This window comes from Alteribacter aurantiacus DSM 18675, from assembly GCF_000429705.1.
GTDB classification, from domain to species: Bacteria; Bacillota; Bacilli; order Bacillales; family Salisediminibacteriaceae; genus Alteribacter; species Alteribacter aurantiacus.
Genome location: NZ_KE386942.1, coordinates 44,241 through 58,846 on the forward strand (window position 1 = coordinate 44,241; position 14,606 = coordinate 58,846).

Annotated in this window: 17 protein-coding genes; 3 read left to right on the forward strand and 14 right to left on the reverse strand. The window is 43.1% G+C overall.

The features are described 5' to 3' along the window. Positions 1-29: 29 nt before the first annotated feature. Positions 30-827, reverse strand: a complete 798-nt coding sequence (gene pdaA / locus G476_RS0115385) for a delta-lactam-biosynthetic de-N-acetylase (RefSeq protein WP_026690879.1) — start codon at positions 825-827, stop codon at positions 30-32. 188 nt (positions 828-1,015) lie between these two features. After that, complete coding sequence (locus G476_RS0115390; RefSeq protein WP_425387237.1) at positions 1,016-2,536, reverse strand: fumarate hydratase; 1,521 nt, start codon at positions 2,534-2,536, stop codon at positions 1,016-1,018. A gap of 181 nt (positions 2,537-2,717) precedes the next feature. Between G476_RS0115390 and G476_RS0115395 the strand changes: the two genes are divergently transcribed. Then, positions 2,718-3,230, forward strand: a complete 513-nt coding sequence (locus tag G476_RS0115395) for an AAA family ATPase (RefSeq protein WP_051314869.1) — start codon at positions 2,718-2,720, stop codon at positions 3,228-3,230. 513 nt (positions 3,231-3,743) lie between these two features. Here G476_RS0115395 and G476_RS0115405 read toward each other — a convergent pair. Both G476_RS0115405 and G476_RS0115410 read right to left on the reverse strand, forming a co-directional pair. Then, positions 3,744-4,406, reverse strand: coding sequence for a ribonuclease H family protein (locus G476_RS0115405; RefSeq protein ID WP_026690882.1), 663 nt, complete (start codon positions 4,404-4,406; stop codon positions 3,744-3,746). Positions 4,407-4,521: 115 nt separating this feature from the next. Further along, entirely contained in the window at positions 4,522-6,054 is a 1,533-nt protein-coding gene (locus tag G476_RS0115410) for a methyl-accepting chemotaxis protein (protein ID WP_026690883.1), read from the reverse strand. Positions 6,055-6,329: 275 nt separating this feature from the next. Between G476_RS0115410 and G476_RS0115415 the strand changes: the two genes are divergently transcribed. Continuing rightward, complete coding sequence (locus G476_RS0115415; protein WP_026690884.1) at positions 6,330-7,175, forward strand: STAS domain-containing protein; 846 nt, start codon at positions 6,330-6,332, stop codon at positions 7,173-7,175. Here the strand turns inward: G476_RS0115415 and G476_RS23870 are convergent. The 5 genes from G476_RS23870 to G476_RS0115440 form a co-directional block, all read right to left on the reverse strand. Further along, on the reverse strand, positions 7,153-7,626 hold the full coding sequence (locus G476_RS23870) for an RNA polymerase sigma factor (RefSeq protein WP_051314870.1): 474 nt from the start codon (positions 7,624-7,626) through the stop codon (positions 7,153-7,155). The genes G476_RS0115415 and G476_RS23870 overlap by 23 nt on opposite strands. Before the next feature lie 135 nt (positions 7,627-7,761). Continuing rightward, entirely contained in the window at positions 7,762-8,004 is a 243-nt protein-coding gene (locus G476_RS0115425; RefSeq protein WP_026690885.1) for a hypothetical protein, read from the reverse strand. 12 nt (positions 8,005-8,016) lie between these two features. After that, positions 8,017-8,340 carry a hypothetical protein gene (locus tag G476_RS0115430; RefSeq protein WP_156906605.1) on the reverse strand — a complete coding sequence of 108 codons (324 nt, stop codon included), beginning with the start codon at positions 8,338-8,340 and terminating at the stop codon, positions 8,017-8,019. Next, a complete protein-coding gene (locus G476_RS23340; RefSeq protein WP_084405797.1) occupies positions 8,337-8,891 on the reverse strand; it encodes a VanZ family protein in 555 nt (184 codons plus the stop codon). Before G476_RS23340 ends, G476_RS0115430 begins: the two co-directional genes overlap by 4 nt. Before the next feature lie 101 nt (positions 8,892-8,992). Then, positions 8,993-9,421: a hypothetical protein gene (locus G476_RS0115440; RefSeq protein ID WP_026690887.1), complete on the reverse strand. Its 429-nt coding sequence runs from the start codon at positions 9,419-9,421 to the stop codon at positions 8,993-8,995. A 105-nt stretch (positions 9,422-9,526) separates the two neighbouring features. Here G476_RS0115440 and G476_RS22195 point away from each other — a divergent pair, with 105 nt between their 5' ends. Continuing rightward, entirely contained in the window at positions 9,527-9,826 is a 300-nt protein-coding gene (locus G476_RS22195) for a YrhK family protein (RefSeq protein ID WP_035187175.1), read from the forward strand. A gap of 152 nt (positions 9,827-9,978) precedes the next feature. Here the strand turns inward: G476_RS22195 and G476_RS0115450 are convergent, their stop codons facing one another. The 5 genes from G476_RS0115450 to G476_RS0115470 all read right to left on the reverse strand — a co-directional run bounded on the left by G476_RS0115450 (position 9,979) and on the right by G476_RS0115470 (position 14,547). After that, a complete protein-coding gene (locus G476_RS0115450; RefSeq protein WP_026690888.1) occupies positions 9,979-11,124 on the reverse strand; it encodes an ABC transporter permease subunit in 1,146 nt (381 codons plus the stop codon). Beyond that, the gene (locus tag G476_RS0115455; protein ID WP_026690889.1) at positions 11,117-11,995 is read right to left on the reverse strand and encodes an ABC transporter ATP-binding protein; all 879 of its coding nucleotides are present in this window, start codon (positions 11,993-11,995) and stop codon (positions 11,117-11,119) included. The genes G476_RS0115450 and G476_RS0115455 overlap by 8 nt, the downstream gene beginning before the upstream one ends. After that, positions 11,979-12,812 (reverse strand): hypothetical protein, encoded by an 834-nt coding sequence (locus G476_RS0115460; RefSeq protein WP_026690890.1) that lies wholly within the window; start codon positions 12,810-12,812, stop codon positions 11,979-11,981. The genes G476_RS0115455 and G476_RS0115460 overlap by 17 nt, the downstream gene beginning before the upstream one ends. Beyond that, positions 12,790-13,359, reverse strand: a complete 570-nt coding sequence (locus G476_RS0115465; protein ID WP_026690891.1) for a sigma-70 family RNA polymerase sigma factor — start codon at positions 13,357-13,359, stop codon at positions 12,790-12,792. Before G476_RS0115465 ends, G476_RS0115460 begins: the two co-directional genes overlap by 23 nt. A 300-nt stretch (positions 13,360-13,659) precedes the next feature. Further along, positions 13,660-14,547, reverse strand: a complete 888-nt coding sequence (locus tag G476_RS0115470) for an aminoglycoside 6-adenylyltransferase (protein WP_026690892.1) — start codon at positions 14,545-14,547, stop codon at positions 13,660-13,662. Positions 14,548-14,606: the final 59 nt, after the last annotated feature.

The following is a 14,606-nucleotide window of genomic DNA, read 5'->3' on the forward strand; positions in this document are numbered from 1 at the left end:
CGATACTCAAGGCTAGTATTTTGGACATCTTAGTCCGCTTTAAACGGTGTAACTTGGGCTTTTCCAGCGTAGTCGTCAAGGCTTTTGAATTCGTACCCTTGAGCGCGAAGGTCGTCAATCACTTTTGGCAAAGCTTCGGCATTGTCACTGGATACGGAGTGGAGAAGCATGATTGCACCTGGATGGATGCGCCTCATGATTGAATCATACGCGTATTTCCATCCTTTTTGCTTGTTTACTTCCCAGTCTACATAGGCGAATGACCAAAAGACATTTGTGTAGCCCAACTGTTGGGAGAGAGCGAGGGATCGCTCGCTAAATGTCCCTCTTGGTGGTCTTAAGTATTGCATACGGCTGTCTCCTGTTACCTCAGTGTAAAGTGTTTTGAGGTTATCCAGCTCTCGTTTCACACGTGCGTCGTCCACTTCCGGTAAGCTCGGATGATGATAGGAGTGGTTACCGACGATATGGCCTTCGTTCACCATACGCTTGATGAGCTCACGTTCCGTATCTAGGTAGTGACCGGTTACGAAAAAGGTTGCTGGCACCTCTTTTTCTTTTAGGACGTCGAGCACTTTTCTCGTGTAGCCATTTTCATATCCGTTATCAAATGTGAGATAAATCTCTTTTTTTGATGTATCCCCGATATAAAATCCACCATACTTTTCAAGAAGCGCTTCATAATGGGGCTCTGTGGATGGCGGTTCGTTGTTTTCTTTAGGCTTGAAATTCCAATGATGGACCTGGGTACTATAGGCATGCACGGATGTAGCCATAACAGTGATCATGAGAATGGCCGTTGTGACGGTTATGAGAATCTTTTTCAGGTTCATGGGTAGCCGCCTCCTTTTTGTGACTTGTTTTTCGGTAGTTTTCGTTGGGAGGCAGGGTTTTATGTATGAGTAAGTGTTTCGTGTGGAAGTGGGGTTTGGAGGGGCGAGTGTGCGCTGCGCTAACCTGTTTAAAACAAAAAAACGGCCGTCCACCCTATCTGGGGCACACGACCGACCTCTTTTTAGTACACTCTTTCTTTATACTGGCTCAAACGCTCAAGCGATGTCTTCTCCACATCTTTGTGCAAGCTGTTTCCATGAGAATCCATCGTAACAATAGCGCGGAATCCTTCCACACGAAGGTGCCACATCGCCTCAGGAATACCGAATTCCATCAGGTCGACGCCTTCCACACCTTTAATACAATCGGCGTAATATTGGGCTGCGCCACCGATCGCATTTAAGTAAACGCCACCGTGTTCTCCTAACGCATTCAATGTTTTTGGCCCCATTCCGCCTTTACCGATTACAGCGCGGATGCCAAACTTTTTCATAATATCTCCTTGGTAAGGCTCTTCACGAATACTGGTCGTTGGTCCTGCGGCTTTTACATGCCAATTTCCGTCTCCGTCTTTTAACATAACCGGTCCACAGTGATAAATCACTTGTCCATTTAGATCGATCGGAGCGTCGTTTTCCATCAAGTGGTGGTGAATGGCATCACGACCGGTATGCATGATACCGTTGATCACAGCCACATCCCCTACTTTAAGCTCGCGAATTTGTTCTTCCGTTATTGGTGCTTCAAGGACCACTTCACGAGGAGCCTCATCGATTGTCTCTTCAGAAGTGGCCGCCACTTCCTCTTCTGCAAACGTGACTTTATCTCCGTCTTTGTATAACCAGCTCTGAATGGCACCATTTTCAGCGTCCAGAGTCACACCTAAACGACGGAATGCCCAACAGTTGTATGCCACAGAGACGAAGAAGCTTGCTGGGAGACGGTTACCTGCTCCGATTTTACAGCCAAGCAACGTCGCTTCTCCACCAAAGCCCATTGTGCCGATCCCGAGCGTGTTCGCTTTTTCAAGCACATAATCTTCAAGGTTCGCCAAGTCTTCGTTCGGATTTACGTCATCGACCTTTCTGAACAACTGTTCTTTTGCCAATGCATAGCTTGAGATACGGTCTCCACCAATACCTACTCCGATAAAGCCCGCGCTACACCCTTGTCCTTGTGCTTGATAGACAGAATGAAGAATACATTTTCGGATGCCATCAAGATCACGACCGGCGCGTCCAAGTCCTTCGATTTCCGCCGGAAGACTGTATTGAATGTTTTTATTTTCACATCCGCCACCTTTCATAATGAGGCGAACGTCAATTTCGTCTTTTTCCCATTGAGTAAAATGAATGATTGGCGTACCTTCTCCAATGTTGTCCCCGCTATTTTCACCTGTAAGAGAATCAACAGAGTTCGGACGGAGTTTCCCGTCAGTCGTTGCTTGCTTTACAGCTTCATGAATATGCTTTTTCATTTCAATTTGGTTGGCACCAACAGGGACTTTTACCTCAAACGTCAGCATCCCCGTGTCTTGACAAATTGGCAATACGTGATCATCGGCCATGCCAATATTTTGTGTGATTGTTGCTAAAGAAAGAGCGGCTCTCGTCCCGGCATTCTCCTTTTGTATTGCCTGGTCAATGGCTCGTCTCACATCGTGTGGTAAATTTGTTGATGTTTCAACTATCAGGTTGTACATGCTCTCTTTGAATTCCTTCACAGTCAACACTCCTCGTCCACTTGTAAAAATTCCGATTGTTATACACCCATGATTATACTATGAAACCCTTTTCAATTGGCGGATTTTGTGGAGAAAAATCAGAAAGATCGACATGTTAGTGGTATATTATGGGATATACTCTTTCAAAGGAGCCGTGAACATGAAAAGAGAAAAGAAGGCCCAAATCAAGACCGGACACAAAAAAATCCATATAATCGGTTCCGTTGGAAGCGGCAAAACAACACTTGCAAGAAGGCTCGCAAAGGAGACTGGAATTCCCTATTTTGAGCTTGATAATGTGGTTTGGGAGAGGCATCCATCGGGAGACCGAAGACGCTCAGAAGGGGAACGAGTCAAACGTCTAGGGGAAATTGTACAAGGGGAACTGTGGATCGTAGAGGGAGTGCATTACCAACGGTGGGTAGATGAAAGCTTCGAGCGGGCTGATGTGATTCTTTTTCTCGATCCACCATATCGTGTTCGGACGTATCGGATCGTCAAGCGATACATGAGACAAAAACTCGGTTTGGAAACATCTCACTATAAACCAACGTTTGCTCTCTTTCGTAGCATGTTTAAGTGGAATCGGGATTTTGAAAAGAAGGGAAAGCCTCACTTTTTTAAGCGATACAGGAAATATGAGCGAAAGATTCAGGTGATAAAGGACATTTAGAGAAGAATTAACAGGACCACAGGACTTACTATAAAAAGGCTGTTTTCGTATAGATTGTTGCTTTTTTATTATTTTCTTCATCACTTAGTGTTGATGAAGCATACGGACCCTTCGCTTTCCGTGGCGGTGCTAGCAAGCCTCCTCGGGCTGCGCCCTGTGGGGTCTTGCACTGCCACAGGAGTCTCGAGCCCTTCTGCTTCAATTTTTCTTATATAAAAGCAACAATACTTCCGAAAACAGCGTATAAAAAAGACTGGGAAATATAGAAAGTGTTTAGAGTTTAATCCGAAGAATTTGCTAGTAGAGCGGATGAAATATACGTAGACTCCTGCGGGATGAAAAGCGAAGATGAGACCCCGGAGGGCAAAGCCCGAGGAGGCTCAGCCGCTTCCCGCGGAAAGCGAAGTATATTTCAGTAGCGGTGTATTAGCACCGCACACCATTGTTCGGATTTTCATTCATCGTTAACACTTCTGTCCCAGCCTCTTCTCATTTTACTTTTTCTTCTGATTTTCATATTTTATCCAACTCAATCATACTCCTCACATCGACTCCTTTTAGTGCCTGCGATGCGAGGTGGTCGGCCTCTTGATTCTTTTTTCGAGATACCACTTCGTAGTGAGGATCAATGCCTAACTCCTTCATTTTTTCTTCAATACGATCCGCCCACGTGTTAAGGGCCTTTTCCATACACGGCCATTCTCCACTCAGCTGATTGATGACAACTTGAGAATCACCTACGAACGTGACAGGTAAATGATGAACACCGAGATCTTCAAGCTCCTCGACTGCTAAAAAAAGCGCTGCATACTCTGCTTCGTTGTTAGATTCAAGGGAAGTGACGGCTTTGTTTTTTCTTAGTCGAAAGGCCTTTTTGTTTTTCTCGAAATAAATAGCACACCCGAGTCCGCTTGACTTTGTTTGAACATCAAAACCACCATCAAAATAAACCGTGATATGATGGGGCTCTGTTTCAATTTCTTCGACCAACTTTTTCAGCTGTTTCAATGTCCACGTTTGCTCACGGTGATCAATGAAGCTCATGGATTTCACTCTTCCTATTCTCTCCAGATCACCCGCCAGTAAAAGAGCCTCTTCTACACGAAGATTAGCTGAACTAAACGTCGTTTCAATTCCTTTTGGTGTTTTATAGCTAATTTCCAACCTGACTTGCATCTGCACTCCCCCAATAAACAGTGATAGTTGTTATATATTTTTCTGAATAGGCTCTCCTATACAAAGAATTTCCTATTCCTGTGTTTATTTGAGGATTGCTTCGCCTTCCGTTGGTTTATTTCCTGCTTGTTGAGAGGGATTCGATTTGGACGTTCAACTCATCGGTCATGTCTTTTACTGATTCAGCAATGTAACTGAACTGAGACATCATCGCCAGTTGTTCTTCGGATGTTTGAGACATGGCGTTCGTATTTTCTTTATTTGCCTCGGTAATCGCAATCATTGAGGTGAGAGATCGATTGATTTCCTCCATTTTCTCTCCTATCCCTTTTGCTGAGGAGAACGTCTCTATCGCTCGTCCGTTCACGCTTGAAATTTCCGTTGAAATGTCTTTGAAGACGTATTTTGTTTCACTTACAAAGGAGATTCCTTTTGAAACTTGAGCGTTCCCGTTTTCCATCATATGGGATATGTTCTTTGTATGGGTCGTTAAATCCGACAGCACATTCCTAATGGTTTCTGCATATGTCTTCGATTGATCGGCAAGCTTTCGTACTTCGTTTGCCACAACGGCAAACCCACGACCTGCTTCTCCTGCTCTAGCTGCTTCAATGGCTGCGTTAAGTGCGAGTAAATTGGTTTGATCCGAGATCGAAGTAATAAGGGAAACCGTCTCTTGAATGGCATCCGTTTGCTTCAGCATGTCCGCTGTACCTTTTTTCATAGTATCGAACTCAGTGGCAATGACGGCCATCTGCCTTTCCGTCTCATTCATTCGATCGGTTCCTTCTTTTACATAATCGACGGTTTCCTTCGAGGCTTGTGTGACTGCTTTGGATTGATCAATGATTTTAGCGACCGCATCTGAAACATGATCAATTAATTGGTTACCTCTTCTCGATTCAGCAAGCTGACTTTCTGCACCGCCAACTAGTTCTTGTACAGATGAGGCAATGTGTTCCGTCGCAGCTGTAGATTCTTTTGCCCCATGAGCAAGTTCCGTAATATTTGTGAGCACATAAGACGAACTCTCGGAGACACGTGCCGTTATTTGGTCAAGTAAGGCCATTTGCTTAGCTGAAGCTTGTTGGAATTCACGATTCGTTTTTGTACGAGCAACAATTTGTACCAAGATGACACCGCTTGTTGCGAGCAAAAACACCACATGGACCATAAATAATGCAAAAGGATAACTGCTTGTGCCACAGAGAAGTTCCGGAAAGGCCAGATATCCAACGATATGTTGAAAAGCGAAGATCATTGTACTAATGAGTATAATTTTGATATTTTCATAGTAAGCAAGACTAGCCAACACCATAAAGATCGAGAAGTGATATTCAACCAATCCTTGTCCTCCCGCAATAATGGAAATACTTGAATACGTGAGCACAAGCATAACCAAGTAGGGAATGGCTTGGTGTGTTCGATTTATTTGAAAAACAATAAACAATGCAAGTAATAGGACGATGGGTAAAAAGAATAAGAGGTTTAATGCTAAAAGGGATTGAGTCTGCACGGCTCCACCATTCAACATAAATACGTATGAATCCACCAACCCTACTTCTCGATGTAAATAATGGACAATCAACGACAAAACAGCTACAAACAGTGAAAATCCTAGCATGATCGTATTTTTACGTTTGGTCATGTTCACACTCCACATTTCTTCATACTTCTTGTATATCTATTGTACTAGATAAAATGAACCATTGTACAATTGTGGGAACTTGAAACATTCACTCATGATAAAAGGACCTAACAAATTGGTTTATTTATCCAAATGCTCACAATAGTAAACGTAGTCAATGTTTTATCAGTCCCCAACATGGGCAAAGAAATGAAAGTAATTTAAAAATCGACAAACCCTCTTTAGTGAAGTAAAATTGTCTATAGATGGAAAGGGTTTTATAGAAGGAGGCCATTATGCATAAAGACAGTGAATTATACGACTTTTTACTAAGCAATGTACAGCGCCTTACTGACGAATGGTTTGAAATAGCCCACAAAAACAGTACGGATGGAGTATACGCATCCAACAATCCGGATGTTGTGAATACAATAAAAAGGCAAAACAATGACTTTCATAAGCGTTTTTTCGAGGTTTTTAAGCAGGATGAACAGAGCTTCCTTAATAGTTTAGAAGATTGGATCCTTGAAATCGCTCAAGATGAAGAACATTTGAGAACTCCGATTCACTTGATTCTCGGAGAGTTCAATCGAACACAAGAACAATACAGCCGACTGATTGAGGAATTCGTAAGCGAGACGAACGAAGAATATACAATTCAAGAAGTTGTAAAATGGTTCAGAGTCTTGGATCGAATGTTCAGTAAAATCACGGTTTGGTTCGTTGCCGAGCATACGAAATACGAGCAAGAACAAATCGAGAGTCAAAAGAAGGTCATAAGTGAGTTAAGTTCTCCTGTAATTACACTGAATGAAGAAGTTGCCTTGTTGCCTCTTGTAGGGGATATCGACTCTTCCCGCTCAAAAATCATTATGGAGAAAACCCTCCAGCAGTGCGCAAGTCAAGGAGTCAACCATCTGTTAATGGATTTATCAGGTGTTGTCACCATTGATGAAGTCGTTGCAAGTGAGTTAATGGACTTGATCGATGCTTTAAAGCTGGTCGGTGTAACGACTACACTCTCTGGTTTGCGCCCGGAAATTGCCCAAGCCACAGTAAAACTTGGATTGTCTTTTGGACATGTTTCAATCAAGCCCACACTGGCAGAATCGATCCGATTTAGACACCTCTCGTTAAGATAAAAGCACGCCCTGGACGGAATTGTCCGGGACGTTTGTTTGTTAGGACATTGCCAAAGCATGCATTGTCTAAAAAGGATAGCACTCTGCATCTAAGCCAACCCGTTTCGTCTTTAGTTTCGTATGGTCGAATGTTCAAAACATCTACACCTTTTCGTACCACTTTAAATAATGTAGATAAACAATGAGTATATCCTTTCGTCAGGAGAGTGCAAGGCTCCGCTTTTCGCGTAATGGTAAGTAACCATGTTTTAAAAGAAGCACGGCCTTCAAATCGATCGAGCTGCTTTGCCACTTTAAAGAACACATCCTGGAGTAATTCTTCCGCATCATGGTGGTTGTTCGTTTGTGCTTTTATGTATGTATAAATACGATCCACATATCGTTCATGAAGAATTTCAATAGCTTCTTCATCCCCTGATAGGATGTTGTTTATCAAGTCTTGGTCCGTCATTAAGCCACCTCCTTTTTTCAGAAGGCACTGAAAAGTTCGGTGCCTTCTCTTCATACGTATAGACGCACACGAGTTCGATCGGATGCGTCCACTTTCCAAAAAAAGATCGATAGGCTGCCTGCACCCATCGATCGTTTAGATCAAGCCAAACATGAAAGAAAAAGCTACCACACCGTAAATCATCGCTACACTCAACACCACCGTGAGCGCTAGGAGCTTTAACGGTCCTCGCTCACTAGCTAGAGCTAAAATAAAAGACAAGGATAAACCTACGGCCAAAAAACCGGTACCTACATCTCCTCTCATCGGTACAAGCCAAAGGAGAAGAAAGGTCAAACAAAAGATGCCAAGTGAAACCAAAGACCAATACCAACGCACACTTTTTCCTCCCTACTTGATGAGTATGGCAAGGACAAACGTTGTCAAAATGGTTGCAAGCCCTTGATAAATCAACAATTCTACAATTTTCAGTAGCTCTTCTGGGTCTCCGAAGCTTCGAGTATAGGTGACGACAGCAACATAGAAAATCAAGTACGCAAGAATACCTATAAAGGCGTTTTTACCTAGCTTATTAGCTACGAATACTGCTAAAATACTCGTCAAAAAGAGTACCAGTACCATGTCTGTTAAAAGTACGGCGTTTAGAAATAACCCCGCTAAGAGAATGATCACACCAGCAACAAGTCCCGTTCCAACTCGAGATATGTTCATCATGCGTTCCTCCTCATCCACAAGGTGATTAGTGAACGTGCAACTACAAATCCAACAACGCCCCCAATCGTATTGAGAATCAAGTCATCCACATTAAATGTTCTTCCATACGTGCTGATTCCGGTGATGGAAAAGAAAAATTGCACCATTTCAATCGATAATGTGCTCATAAAGACAATGGTCGTAGCTTGCTTTAGACCGTTGACACGAAAAAGTACAGCTAAGTACACCCCTAGAGGAATTAATAACAAAAAGTTGAAAAAAGACAGCCTTATCGTATTCCAAAATAAAAAGCTTCCCGTTTCATACGCGAGGATATCTGCAACAAAGTAAAAAGGGACGAGCTGCAGGTAATACCCATAGTGTCCGACGTAATCGTGAGGAGGTATGGAGATCATTCCAATCGTCACATCTAACACCTTTAACACGTAAACAATGAAACTATACATAATCACTCTTCTAATAACGTTATGCTTCTTGTTTTTAATCAAGTCAAAAATAATAAAGATGATCAAGCCGCAAAATCCGAAAAATGCAATCTGTGAGTCAAACATTGATGAGGTCCTTTTCTGTTTTTCTATATTTTAACACAATTGGTAAAGTCAAAAAGAGGATTTCCTTACATGACTAAGGAAGTCCCCTTTTACAAGATCACTTATTTTCCACTCAGTGAAAATACCCCTCCGATCACATCACGATCTTTAGAAACAGGCACGGTCCAGCCCCCAATCACCTGTCCTTCATCCAATAAAACCGTTACCCGTGTATGCCCTATGTTGTAGGCATCATCAAGGGGATGGTTCTTCACTCTTACAGACACCGTTGCAAGCACTTTACCCATGTAATCGTCTACATCACCTTCTTGCACGGACCAAATCTCTTCGTGTGGCACAGCTCTATGAATGGATTCCCAATCCTCTTTCGTAACCTGGTAAGTGCCTTCTTCGTAAATGGATTCAACATCAAACCCCATCTCTTCTAGGTGATGTCGTGCCGTTATCACATGTTCACTTAATAGGGCTTCTTTACTACACGCCGTTCCTAACAAACTCACCATCACGAGCATGACTCCGAAACGTTTCAATCTGATTCCCGCCTCATCTCGATTTTTTTTGTGGAAAGGACGTTTCTTTCCTATAACGTTGTGGAAGATAAAAAATAGGAATGCTTATGGAGAGGAGAGTAACCAATGCCTGATATTTCCGATAAAAAAGACTATCTTGATATTAAAGCAGGCCGGTTCAGGTTGTATTTTAGAAAAAGGTATCAACTCATTACAACGGTCAACGATTTGTTGATTGGTTTTTTCTTTGTCACCGGAAGTATATTAAACTTTTTCTCTTCGGTGGAAATCGTCGGAATGATTCTTTACCTATGCGGAAGTTTGCTGCTCGCTAGCCGCCCAGTACTTCGAATTATGCATGATTCGGAACTTCGAAATGAAATGAAGGAATCGAGCAACTATAACCCTACGAAAAAGCAAAGCTAGCTGAATATAGTAAAGTGTGACATCCAATTCTTCACAACTATCTATTCTTCATATCCACAGCGAAAACCTCCCGAACATAGAAGGCAGTGAAAAAGTTTGATCTTTAACTTTTTCACTGCCTTCGACATACGCCGGGAGGTTTCTTTAGCTTTTTATCCGGCTACCTGCGTGCGCCTATGACTCCAATATAGAAGGACTAAAATGACGACGGTTATAACGCAGAAGACTACGATTAGAGCGGTATGATATAAAACCGGAAAACCGAACACGTTAAAGGCTTCAAATGTCTGAAAAAGGCGTTCGGTTCGGATCAGTTCCATGTAGCTGAATGTTGTCACGTATTCCATCACACCACGCTCTAAGTTAAGTTGTCTGATCACAAAAGGAATAGCCAGAACCGTTCCACTTACAAAAAAGGCGACCATCCCGTTTCGCGTTAGCTGAGACATCACAAGTACCAACACGCCAAACACAAGACTTCCAAAGAACTGCACCGTCAATGTTGCTGACCAAAACTCTAGTACATTCCACGAAAATGGCGACTGACCATAGGGACTGTACCAGTCAGCAAAAGTACTCCACAGGCTCTGCATCGGCACATTCCACCCTTGAAGGCCGCCAAGGTTCACAACATGAATAAACGTATTGATGCCATGCAATAAAACAAAGATGGCTAAGATGTAGGTAGCACCAGCCAATAGCTTCGCAGTAACAAGCTTTTTTCTTCCATGCTTTGTTGCAAAGATCAGTCCGGTCGTCCTTTTGCTATATTCATCGGCAAACACGGGTGAAAGCCCGACAAGAATAAAAATCGTGAGAAGCACCACACTGAAGAACGGCTCAAGAAAGTCAAACATCCCTCTCCATCCGTCGACAACAAACAAACCGTGAACTTCCCCAACTTTCTCTAACATACTCTCTTCTTTTGCTGCCGATCGGTACTCATAGCTGGAAGGAGAAAGTCCTTCTCTTTTTTCCTCAAGAGTGGCAATGCGATCCTTCATAGCGACTTTGTTTCCCCAAGCTGCGGCAATGGAAAAGTGAGCGTTGCCTTCAAGGGGATGAAGAGAGTCAACTGTTTCTCCCCCATCGGAAAGCCTCATTTTTTCCCGGGCAAGGTCGTGTTTTTCTTCCGTTACGAAGCCTCCCCACTCTTCCATCATGTCGTTGTATGAATCGTCGAAAACCACTTCCTGCCGCATATTTTGCTCTCCCCACACCAGAAACCCAACCACAAGCGCAAACACAATATAAATACTCGGTTTGGAAAAGATCTTAAAACATTCGTGTTTATACATCCGCTTCTACTCCCTCATCGAAGAAATGAACATACACGTCCTCCAAAATCGGATCCACATTTTCCGCATGGGTGTGAGGCTTTTCTTCACTAATCACCCTTAGGGTCGTCCCTGCCCCAGTTCGTTGAACATTGCTCACTTGATGCCGACCTGTTAAGCTCTTGGCTTCTCCATCATCAACGAACACTCGCCATACCATCCCTTTCATCTCATTGAGTAGTTCATCAACCGAACTCTTCTTCACAAGGAACCCGTCTTTCATAAGTAATACTTCTTTTGCAACCAATTCGATATCCGACACAATATGAGTAGAGAGCAGGACAATCCGGTCCTTCGAAATATCAGACAAGAGGTTTCTAAAGCGTATACGCTCTTTCGGATCTAGGCCCGCCGTAGGCTCATCAACAATTAAGATTTTCGGATCGTTCAGTAGGGCTTGGGCAATGCCTAGCCTTCGTTTCATCCCACCTGAGAATTTCCCTGCCTTTCGCTTTCTATCTTCTTGAAGATTCACTAACGTTAGCAATTTATCGACCTTCTCCTCTGCCTCTTTTTTACCTAACCCTTTCAAGCTGGCAAAATAACGAAGGAACCGCTCTGCCGTAAAGCTGTTATATACACCGAACTCTTGAGGCATATAGCCGAGCACGTCACGATATTCCTCACCGAGTGTATCAATGTCTCGATTATTAAGGAGAATCCTCCCAGAACTCGGCTTTAAAACGGAAGCAAGCATCCGCATAAGCGTGGACTTTCCTGAACCATTTGGACCAAGTAACGCATACACGCCTTCATTTAGTTCTACGGAAAAGCGATCCACGGCTGTTTTATCTCTATATGTCTTTGAAACCTGATCAACGGTCAAATTCATTGTATTCTTCCCCCTTAACTGTAGAAAAACGATCCATCATATGTTTGACTTGAAGTAAAAGCAAGCAAAGTGCTGTAATAAGAACAGCCAGCTGAATTAGAAAGCTACCGTGGACGAACTTCTCTATCCATGGGTAATTGCTTCCCAAGACCACAAGTGTCACAACCCATGCCGAAATGACGGTCAACGTCCCTGTAATTCCTCTCATTCTCATCACAATTGCTAACGACACCGATGCAAAAATCGTAAGTGCGGTCAAAGATACAAGAATCATCTCCCACTGAGTCACACGTGAGTCAATAGGAACAAACCCAATCATGAGAATGCTATTTAACAAAACATTGTAACTTCCGATCACTACGAGACGGGATAGCATGACTTCCTGCGCTGAGTGCTTGCAACTCATCTCCAGTTCCATCATCCCTTGGTCTCTGCCCTTTACAACTTCAGTTACTCCGAGAATAAAAGGCAGTGTCCCAAGAACAACGAACATCATGAACGGATTCTCTGTAAACGAGCTGGTGATTACATATCCAAAGGCAAAGAGCAGCATGCTAATCACCCAATAAGAGGGACTGATCATCGAGACTTCTTTCGTTGCGCGTTTAAGAATGGTCACAAGACGTTGTGAGTACGGCGTTTGTTGAGCATTTCCTTTCTCCTTTTCCGGTACATATTGACGGAGTGTATGTATCGTAGCCTCAATCTCTCTTTCGTCAGGATACTTCACCAAAAAGCGCTCAAGCTCAGCTTCAATCTCACCATTGTCTTCGTTCCACTGTTCCCCAAATTCGTTACCCTTCACGTCTTTTTTCATCCTTGTTCCCTCCTTTCAGCATCGCTTTTAGCTTGTCGACTCCTTGCTTGAGTCTCGATTTAACAGTCGCCTCTTTCGCTTCCGTTACCTCTGCTATTTCCTTAATTTTCAGCTCATGATAATACTTAAGAACAATGGCTTCTCGCTGAATAAGCGGAAGCGTTTTGATTGCCTCCTTAATGTTTTCACTATCCTCTTTTTTACTGAGCATGTCCCACACGTTTTCGTTTTGGTCAGGTATCGTTGGATGAAGCTCATCTTGCATGTTTGATTGTTTAAAAGCCCCGCTCCTGAAGTAGTCCCTACAATGATTCACTGCAATTCGTAGGAGCCAATGAGCAAACTTTCCGTCGTTTTTATACTGATCAAGACCTTTAATCACTTTGACAAATACGTCCTGTGTAAGGTCGTATGCGAGATGGTAGTCTCCGATTTTTCGATATATGTAGGCAAACACTGTTTTGTAATGCTTCTTGACGAGCACTTCCATCGCGGCCTGACTTCCACTTTTTATTTCTGAAATCAACTCTTCGTCTGTTGGTATCATTCAATTCGGTCCACGGCTTTTCATAGGTTTTGCGACTTTCAGGCCGGCACCCTTTTCACCACCTCTACTAATAGTAACGAACTTCCCTTGGAAATGGTTTTATGTTTTTGGAAAAAAGAGTCGTTTTGATCAAAAAAAGAACCTGAACGCTGGGCTCAGGTTAAGGGACGGAGGGGTAGAGGTGTTTCGACACCCGTATGATCCACTTATTTTTCAATTGGCGGAGATACATATGTAATTAACCCACTTATTCTCACCTTAGCGGAGTTAGCCAAAATTCTCCTGTTCCTGACCCAAACGTCACCCTCTAAACATTCCTTTCGCATCCCGTGGCAATCCCCTGACACGCTCAAGATACTTCGTCATATTCTGATCATCAATATCCGGATAATGATATGATAGCTCTTCCGCTACCTCTTTCCCCAATGTACGGAATAGCTCACTAGCTGTGAACACCGCTCTCCAGTTCTCCTCCACATCGGCTCCTGCATACGTTCTCTCGTACATCTCCCAATGTGCTTCTGGCAAGTAAGTACTAAAATACTTCCCCATTTTTCCCGGTGACATTTTAAAGTCGTGCTTCATGGCAATCCACCAAGAGACCATCTCATCCAATGGCTTTCTTACAATCTGATCAAACATCCCCTTTGCGTATGGGAGCTCTTCTCGCCACAATCCTTTTGCTACATTTTGCATGCACCACCAAAACTCATTGCAGCTACCCTCAAATTCAGCCTTGCTTGGCTTTTTAATATGATAATCCGAGTCATTCGTTTTAGGGATAGAAGGAAAAAGCCCGTCTTTATCCAGAAGAGGGACAGTCAATGAATCTTGACCGTATTCTTCTTTCATTGCCTCAATCGTTTGTATGCGTAAATCGATCCGATTACCGTCATCAAAAAGCATTAAATAGGCATAAGAACGAAACACATCTACCTGTCTACCAAGAAGAGCATCATTTCTATCTGGCTCTTGCATCATAAGGAGATTCCCGAACACGCCAATCCAGCCCTCCTCTGTAAGAAAAGACGCTGTTTCCTCCACCACATAAACAATATCGTAGTCTTGAAAGAGATCTTTTGGTACTTGAGGGTTCGTTCGTGAACCGTTCATATAAACAGCACGAATTCGTGAATCTTTCTTTGCTACACCTATAATCAGATCAAACATGTCTTGTTCTGGTCGCATCGGTTTCGTACCTCTCTTTACAGGTTATTGGGTTATTGGGAACTTCTTCTTGTTTCGCT

Coding starts and splice junctions, on each gene's coding strand:
- G476_RS0115390 (WP_425387237.1), bottom strand. CDS start 2,536: ATGTACAACCTGATAGTTGAAACATCAACAAATTTACCACACGATGTG.
- G476_RS0115395 (WP_051314869.1), top strand. CDS start 2,718: ATGAAAAGAGAAAAGAAGGCCCAAATCAAGACCGGACACAAAAAAATC.
- G476_RS0115405 (WP_026690882.1), bottom strand. CDS start 4,406: ATGCAAGTCAGGTTGGAAATTAGCTATAAAACACCAAAAGGAATTGAA.
- G476_RS0115410 (WP_026690883.1), bottom strand. CDS start 6,054: ATGACCAAACGTAAAAATACGATCATGCTAGGATTTTCACTGTTTGTA.
- G476_RS0115415 (WP_026690884.1), top strand. CDS start 6,330: ATGCATAAAGACAGTGAATTATACGACTTTTTACTAAGCAATGTACAG.
- G476_RS23870 (WP_051314870.1), bottom strand. CDS start 7,626: ATGACGGACCAAGACTTGATAAACAACATCCTATCAGGGGATGAAGAA.
- G476_RS0115430 (WP_156906605.1), bottom strand. CDS start 8,340: ATGATGAACATATCTCGAGTTGGAACGGGACTTGTTGCTGGTGTGATC.
- G476_RS23340 (WP_084405797.1), bottom strand. CDS start 8,891: ATGTTTGACTCACAGATTGCATTTTTCGGATTTTGCGGCTTGATCATC.
- G476_RS22195 (WP_035187175.1), top strand. CDS start 9,527: ATGCCTGATATTTCCGATAAAAAAGACTATCTTGATATTAAAGCAGGC.
- G476_RS0115450 (WP_026690888.1), bottom strand. CDS start 11,124: ATGTATAAACACGAATGTTTTAAGATCTTTTCCAAACCGAGTATTTAT.
- G476_RS0115455 (WP_026690889.1), bottom strand. CDS start 11,995: ATGAATTTGACCGTTGATCAGGTTTCAAAGACATATAGAGATAAAACA.
- G476_RS0115460 (WP_026690890.1), bottom strand. CDS start 12,812: ATGAAAAAAGACGTGAAGGGTAACGAATTTGGGGAACAGTGGAACGAA.
- G476_RS0115465 (WP_026690891.1), bottom strand. CDS start 13,359: ATGATACCAACAGACGAAGAGTTGATTTCAGAAATAAAAAGTGGAAGT.
- G476_RS0115470 (WP_026690892.1), bottom strand. CDS start 14,547: ATGCGACCAGAACAAGACATGTTTGATCTGATTATAGGTGTAGCAAAG.